At 54.3% G+C, this 6,477-nt stretch carries 10 protein-coding genes; all 10 read right to left on the bottom strand.

The window, feature by feature from the left end; translation table 11 throughout:
- Nucleotides 1-280: 280 nt before the first annotated feature.
- Nucleotides 281-832, bottom strand: a complete 552-nt coding sequence (hpf, locus tag I2E77_RS06955; protein WP_087229339.1) for a ribosome hibernation-promoting factor, HPF/YfiA family — start codon at nucleotides 830-832, stop codon at nucleotides 281-283.
- A gap of 262 nt (nucleotides 833-1,094) precedes the next feature.
- Nucleotides 1,095-1,934, bottom strand: a complete 840-nt coding sequence (locus I2E77_RS06950; protein ID WP_191521560.1) for a fumarate hydratase — start codon at nucleotides 1,932-1,934, stop codon at nucleotides 1,095-1,097.
- Nucleotides 1,931-3,103 carry an amidohydrolase gene (locus I2E77_RS06945; RefSeq protein WP_195450910.1) on the bottom strand — a complete coding sequence of 391 codons (1,173 nt, stop codon included), beginning with the start codon at nucleotides 3,101-3,103 and terminating at the stop codon, nucleotides 1,931-1,933. Before I2E77_RS06945 ends, I2E77_RS06950 begins: the two co-directional genes overlap by 4 nt.
- A 110-nt stretch (nucleotides 3,104-3,213) precedes the next feature.
- Complete coding sequence (locus tag I2E77_RS06940) at nucleotides 3,214-3,654, bottom strand: S1 RNA-binding domain-containing protein (RefSeq protein ID WP_087229348.1); 441 nt, start codon at nucleotides 3,652-3,654, stop codon at nucleotides 3,214-3,216.
- A 54-nt stretch (nucleotides 3,655-3,708) separates the two neighbouring features.
- A complete protein-coding gene (locus I2E77_RS06935; RefSeq protein ID WP_087229351.1) occupies nucleotides 3,709-4,011 on the bottom strand; it encodes an FtsB family cell division protein in 303 nt (100 codons plus the stop codon).
- The gene (gene yabQ, locus I2E77_RS06930; RefSeq protein ID WP_195450909.1) at nucleotides 3,965-4,543 is read right to left on the bottom strand and encodes a spore cortex biosynthesis protein YabQ; all 579 of its coding nucleotides are present in this window, start codon (nucleotides 4,541-4,543) and stop codon (nucleotides 3,965-3,967) included. Before yabQ ends, I2E77_RS06935 begins: the two co-directional genes overlap by 47 nt.
- Nucleotides 4,544-4,556: 13 nt before the next feature.
- Nucleotides 4,557-4,841, bottom strand: coding sequence for a sporulation protein YabP (gene yabP / locus I2E77_RS06925; protein WP_087229357.1), 285 nt, complete (start codon nucleotides 4,839-4,841; stop codon nucleotides 4,557-4,559).
- Between the two features lie 72 nt (nucleotides 4,842-4,913).
- On the bottom strand, nucleotides 4,914-5,180 hold the full coding sequence (locus I2E77_RS06920) for an RNA-binding S4 domain-containing protein (protein ID WP_087229360.1): 267 nt from the start codon (nucleotides 5,178-5,180) through the stop codon (nucleotides 4,914-4,916).
- A 124-nt stretch (nucleotides 5,181-5,304) separates the two neighbouring features.
- Nucleotides 5,305-5,580: an HU family DNA-binding protein gene (locus tag I2E77_RS06915; protein WP_087229363.1), complete on the bottom strand. Its 276-nt coding sequence runs from the start codon at nucleotides 5,578-5,580 to the stop codon at nucleotides 5,305-5,307.
- A gap of 92 nt (nucleotides 5,581-5,672) precedes the next feature.
- Nucleotides 5,673-6,470 carry a nucleoside triphosphate pyrophosphohydrolase gene (gene mazG / locus I2E77_RS06910; RefSeq protein WP_087229366.1) on the bottom strand — a complete coding sequence of 266 codons (798 nt, stop codon included), beginning with the start codon at nucleotides 6,468-6,470 and terminating at the stop codon, nucleotides 5,673-5,675.
- Nucleotides 6,471-6,477: the final 7 nt, after the last annotated feature.

The following is a 6,477-nucleotide window of genomic DNA, read 5'->3' as shown; positions in this document are numbered from 1 at the left end:
CTTCATTCTACCAGAGTTCTGCAAACCATGTCTTCTTTTATCCTCTTTTCAATTTGCGAAACTTATTGTACCTTATCAAAGCGCTGACTGTGTCCAGCAATAACGGCGATGTCAATATTGAGTTTGTAGATGATAAATAAGTAAAGCAAAAATGGGCAAGAAACCATGAGGTTTCCTGCCCATTTTTTGTCGCAACCTAATTATTAACCATTACGTTCGTCTGTTTTCAATCCTTCTTTACCGGCTGTTGGTTTGCCCTAGGCCCAGCCGAAGGAGCAAATTATTCTGCATCCGGTTCCAACAAACCGTAGTCGCCATTCTTACGGCGATACACCACATTGATTTCCCCACTGCTTTCGTTGCGGAACATGAAGAACTGGTGGTCCAGCATATTCATCTGCAAGATTGCCTCATCCACACTGAGCGGTTTTACAAAGAAATGCTTGGTGCGCACAACGCGGTACTCCGGTTCGGCTTCCATTTCCTCTGCTGCCGGCTCTTCCTCCGGGAAATCGATGAGATACTGGTCGATGGCGCCGGAATGCACCTTTTTGGCCAGCTTGGTCTTATTCTTCCGGATCTGTCTTCCCAACGCGCTCATCACCTGATCGAGCGCGTCGTTCATTTCCAAGGCCGTGGACTCCGCGCGATAGATCATACCGCGCTGTTTGATTGTTATTTCAACCGTCTGACGGTTTTTCTCCAGGGTTACCACCACATTGGCATCGGCATCCTCATCAAAGATCCGATCGAAGCGGGACAGCTTTTTCTTGGCAAGCTCTTTAAAATTATCCCTCAAATTGACCTTTCTTCCGGTAATGGTAATCTTCATAGTAACATCTCCTTCTTCAATTCGCGCCGCTGACGCCGCCCGCGGGCCGCCGCTGCAAGGACGCACCGAAGGGTCTTCCTGTCATAGGCGTTCCGGCCGGAGCAACACCGGAACAGCGCGTGCTTCCATTTTGATGCTTTGGAGCGATCCAGGCGCCGAATGCATCCGTGTAAGGGAGGGATTCCCTTCCCCCCGTCTGCCTCGGGACCTTTCTCTATTTATAATATATCATATTATCTAAAAAAATGGAAGCATTTCATGACTAAATTGTTATCATTTTATGACGAGTGACATGGCAACCGACGTTGACCGCCACCGGAAGTCCGGCAATATGGGTCGGAAATGGTTCGATATGGACGCACAGGGCGGTTGTATCCCCACCAAACCCCTGCGGGCCAACCCCCAGGGCATTGACCTCGTCCAGCATCCGCTGCTCGAGCTCTGCATAAAACGGGTCCTGGTTGGGTTCCGAAACAGGACGGCACAGGGCCATCTTCGCCAACAGCGCGCACTTTTCAAAGTCGCCGCCGATTCCCACGCCGAGCACCATCGGCGGGCAGGGATTGCTCCCTGCGATGCGCGCCGTCTCCACCACAAAGCCGACAATGTCGTCCAGCGAAGCGGAAGGGGTGAACATCTTTATGCGGCTCATATTTTCGCTGCCAAATCCCTTGGGCGCGACCATTAGGGTCAGCTTGTCCCCTTCCACCAAACGCGTGTGCAAAACCGCCGGGGTGTTATCCCCTGTGTTGCCGCGCCGGATCGGGTCCGCCACCACGGAGCAGCGCAGCAAGCCCTCCACATAGCCCTGCCGCACGCCCTCGTTGACCGCTTGTTCGAAATTCCCTTGGATGTGGACCTCCTGGCCGATTTCCGCAAAGATCACCGCCATGCCGGTATCCTGGCAAACGGGGATTTGCAGTTCGCGCGCTGCGTCCATATTGCCGCACAGGTCGCTGAGGATGGCCTTCCCCAGCGAAGACGTCTCTTTTTCCGCCGCGCAACGGATGCATGCCTCCAGATCCTGCGGCAACACGCGGTTGGCCTCAATGCAGAGCTGCCGGACCGCGGCCGTAATCTGTGCTGCTTTGATCTCTCTCATGTTCCTTTCTCCTCCCGATTACACCATTTCCCGCCCGCAATGACCATCTTCGGCTTTGCCGCAATGGTCAACGGGTCCTGGTCAAAGAGCACCAGATCCGCATCCTTGCCCACCTCCAGGGAACCCAGACGGTGGTCAAGCCCACAAATTTTTGCCGGATTGATCGTGATGGCCCGCAGGGCCTCTTCGTAATCCATGCCCTCGCGCACCGCCAAGCCCGCGCAGACCGGCAAATATTGAATCGGAATGACCGGATGGTCCGTGATAATCGCAGTTGGAACCCCCGCGCCGGAGAGAATTCCCGGCGTAGCCGGCGTTTGGTTGCGCAGCTCCGGCTTGCTCCGGTCGCAGAGGAAGGGGCCGGAGAGCACACGCGTCCCGGTTTCCACAAGCCCGCCGGCAATCAAATGCGCCTCCGTCCCATGCACGACCACATAGTCGAGCTGGAACTCCTTTGCAATGCGCACCGCTGTGAAAATGTCATCGGCACGATGCGCATGAAAATGCACTTGAATTTCCCTCCGGAGCGCAGGGAGCAAGGCCTCGCATTTCATGTCGAATTCCGGCATGTCGAAATCCTCGTCCTTTTCCGCCCGCTCCAGCTCCCCCTGGTAGCGCTTGGCCTTGTAAAGCTGTTCGCGGATCAGCGCCGCAGTGGACATCCGAGTCGAAGGGGCCTGGTTCTTTCCGTGGTAGACACTTTTTGGGTTTTCTCCCAGCGCCATTTTGATGGCAAACGGCGCTTTGACAATCATGTGGTCGATGCAGCTTCCATAGGTCTTGACCGCAGCCATTTGCCCCCCTATGGCGTTGGCGCTGCCGGGACCGGTTACCACCGTGGTGACACCGGCATGCAACGCCTCCTGGAAACAGCGGTCCACCGGGTTGATGGCGTCGATTGCCCGCAGCTGCGGCGTGACAGGGTCGGTCTCTTCGTTGCCGTCGTCCCCCTCAAAGGTGAGGCCGTCTTCCCACATGCCCAGATGGGTATGCGCGTCCACAAACCCTGGATACAGCCCCGCGCCCTGCGCGTCAATCACCTCTTCCCCCGGTTTTGGCTCCACGGGCATGCCGCCCAATTCTGCAATCTGGTTCCCCTCTGTGCGAAGGTAACCGTCCGCTATATCCGCGCCTGCCATTGTGTGCAAATGTGCATGGATGATCAGCATGGAACTTTCCTCCTTATCACGAACAGGCGACCGCGGCCGCCTGAACCTATTTCCGAATTTGTATATTCTACAAAAAAGCGGAGTGCATGCACTCCGCTAAAACAATGCCTTTATTTGGATTGGCCATAGCCGCCGTGCCTGGAAAAGCCGCCGCGTTTGGCTTCCATGGTGCGCTTCAGGTCGGACATCTTTTCGTCGCTCGCCTGCTTGAAGCGGGACATCATGTCCTCAAAGCTTGTCGGCTCGTTTTTCCGGCTCTGCCACTCGTAATTTCCCGGGCGGCCGGGACGTGGCGCAGGAGCGCTCTTGGGCGGGGGTGGAACAGCCCTCTTCATGGAAAGGCTCACCTTTCCTTCTTCGCTGATGTTCAGGATTTTCACCTTAACCATCTGATTTTCCGTGACGTAATCGCGGATCTCCTTGACGAAAGTGGGCGCAATCTCAGAAATATGAACCATGCCGGTCTTCCCACCGGGCAGTTCCACAAACGCGCCAAATTTCGTAATCCCTGTAACTTTCCCTTCCAGTACTGCTCCTACCTCAAGCTGCATATGTAAGTGTTTTCCTCCTTAAAATAGAGCCTTTCGCGCTAAACCAACCGGGGTTCAGTCTCCGGCGATATTCACAAACACACGCTCACCCGGTTTGGCATAGTCCAAGTCCTCGCGAGCCACCCGCTCGATGTACTCCTTGGTTTCCTCCTCATCGGCATTTAGCGCATGTTTCATGTCCTCGTTTTTGATCTTCTGGGTTTCAACCTGCTCCTGCAGATCGGCCAACTCCTGGCTTTTTTCATTGATCTGCACCTGCTGATTGACCAATGCAAAGACAATATAGGCGGCAAAGGCAAAAATGGCTAATTTAAGGAGCAGGCTTCCCCGCTGTTTTTTTCGTTTGATGACTTTCATAATCCTGGTTCCGCCCTCCCTTTCGGCCTTTTTGCCGCTTGTTTTTCTTTCCATTGGATTTGTTAGCATCATTATACACTATCTTCCTGCGGGGTTTCAAGCGCTTTTTCCGCTTTGCATAGGATTTTTTTACTTTTCCTTCAATCCATTGCACTTTCCTCCGAATCCAGCGCGCCAAAGCATGGAAAATGCACTTCAATGGACGGAAGAGGCAGAAGTCCAAAATCTTCCGGACGAATCGAACAACCCGGCTGCTGATGAGCCCAAAGGTCATGAAATACAGGCAAAAGCCGATGCCCTCCCCGGCGAGCAGATAAAACCGCACCTCCCCATAGGAGGCGGCCAACGCCAACAGGAAGGTGACGATCCCCGCAACCGCCATAAACGCCAAATCCATCCAAAAGACATGGGAGGGCGTGCTCCGGATCATCGTCCGCACCATCTTCAACGCGTCGTAGAGGATTGCCAATGCAAAACCGGCCACCGTTGCGAGGATGAACCCCTGCATCTGTACCGCAAGCGAAATTTCCACGAGGATTCACTCCCTATTTGAACAGCTTGGCAAAAATTCCGCCTCCGGTGGCCTGGGGCTCTGCATAAGAGAGCGAAGAAATCTCTCCATCCAGCGTAAGCTCGCCCGTCTCCACGTTTAATTTATTGATATGCAAATTTTTCCCCTTGACCACAAGCTCCCCAAGGTCCGTATAGGCCACGATGGTTTGCTCGTCGAAGCTGTCCACATTGGAAACCCCCGTCGCCGTGAAGGCTTTCCGGTTTTCCAAAATGACGCTGTGGGGCGTCTTCCCCACGATCTTCTTTTCCTCCGTCATGCCGATCCCTCCCATTGCATTTCTTTTGTCTATTTCTATGCGCAGGGAAGCGGGCATATGCGGAACAAAGCGTCAGGCGCGCGGCGCAGCCGGCTCGTCGGAGAGGACGCGGTACATCTCCCCCGCCTCTTCCTTGCGGGCGTACTCGTTGACGGAAACAACCTCCGCCTTGATGTTGCGCGAACCGAGCTGCAGCTCCAATACGTCCCCTTGCTTTACGTCGTAGGAGGCGCGTGCCACCTTACCGTTCACCAGCACGCGTCCAGCATCGCAAGCTTCGTTCGCCACGGTGCGGCGCTTAATAATCCGCGAAACTTTTAAATATTTATCCAGTCTCATTTAAAAACTCCTTTTCCCAGGCGCCATCACAGAGCGCCATGTGTTTTAAAAGAAAAAGGGCGCAACGCTCCAGGGCGATTTGCCCCGAGCCTTGCAGCCCTTGATACCCGAATACGGAACAAACTTATTTGACCATGGCATCTTTAAATGCCTTGCCCGCCTTAAACGCCGGCACCTTGGAAGCCGGAATCGTGATCGGGGAATTGGTCCGCGGATCGCGGCCCTGGCGCTCGCTGCGTGCGCGTACCTCAAAAGTGCCGAATCCAACAATCTGTACTTTTTCCTCACAGGCGACTGCTTCGATGATCGTATCAAGAACCGCATTTACGGCGCTGTCCGCGTCTTTCTTAGACATACCGGTTTTTTCCGCAACAGCGGTAATCAATTCTGTCTTATTCATGAGATGTACCTCCGTGTTTTTTTATTATTCAACAGCCTTCCTTCAACCATAGTATGATTGAAAAGCTGTGAATTATTTCAGTATTCTGCGGATCAAGCTTGAGATTTCTTTGCTTCTTCCCAAAGCTTGTCTAATGCATCGATGCCCGCGGACTGCATATCGACCCCGCGCGCATTCGCCAATTCTTCCACCTTCTGGAAACGGCGGATAAATTTTTCGCAGGCCTCACTGAGGGATTGTTCTGCGCTGACGTGAAGGAAGCGGGCCACATTGACGACCGAGAAGAGCAGGTCCCCCAGCTCCTCGGCGCAGGCGTCCTCGCCCTCTGCGCGGATTGCCTCGCGCAGTTCAGCGGTTTCTTCCTCGACCTTATCCAGCGCTCCAGAGACATCCGGCCAATCAAAACCGACCTTCGCCGCCTTCTGCTGCACTTTCTGGCTGCGCATCAACGCCGGCAATGCCTTGCTGACGCTTTGCAGTACTTCGGTCTGCGTCTTTTGCGCCTTTGTCTTCTTCTTGATCGCGTCCCAATTGGTGAGCACATCCTCTGTGCCGTCCACCGTTACGGAACCAAACACGTGCGGATGGCGTTCCACCATCTTTTTCGCTTCCCCGTCCACCACGTCGGAGAAGTCAAACCGGCCCTCTTCCTCTTCGATTTCCGAGTGGAAAAGCACCTGCAACAGGACGTCGCCAAGCTCCTCCTGCAACAGGACAGGGTCTTCGGTATCGATGGCCTCGACCGCCTCATAGGTCTCCTCAATGAAACAGTTGCGGATGCTTTGATGCGTCTGCTCGCGGTCCCATGGACACCCGCCGGGGGCGCGCAGGATCTTCATGATTTCCAGCAAATCGTCCATGCTGTATTTGTCTTTTCTTTGAAACTCCAAGTGTCTT

The sequence above is a fragment of the Anaeromassilibacillus sp. 1001302B_160321_C8 genome (assembly GCF_015554745.1).
Lineage (GTDB): Bacteria > Bacillota > Clostridia > Oscillospirales > Acutalibacteraceae > Anaeromassilibacillus > Anaeromassilibacillus stercoravium.
Note: the sequence above shows the minus strand (reverse complement) of the source record. Positions and strands in the feature narration are given on the sequence as shown.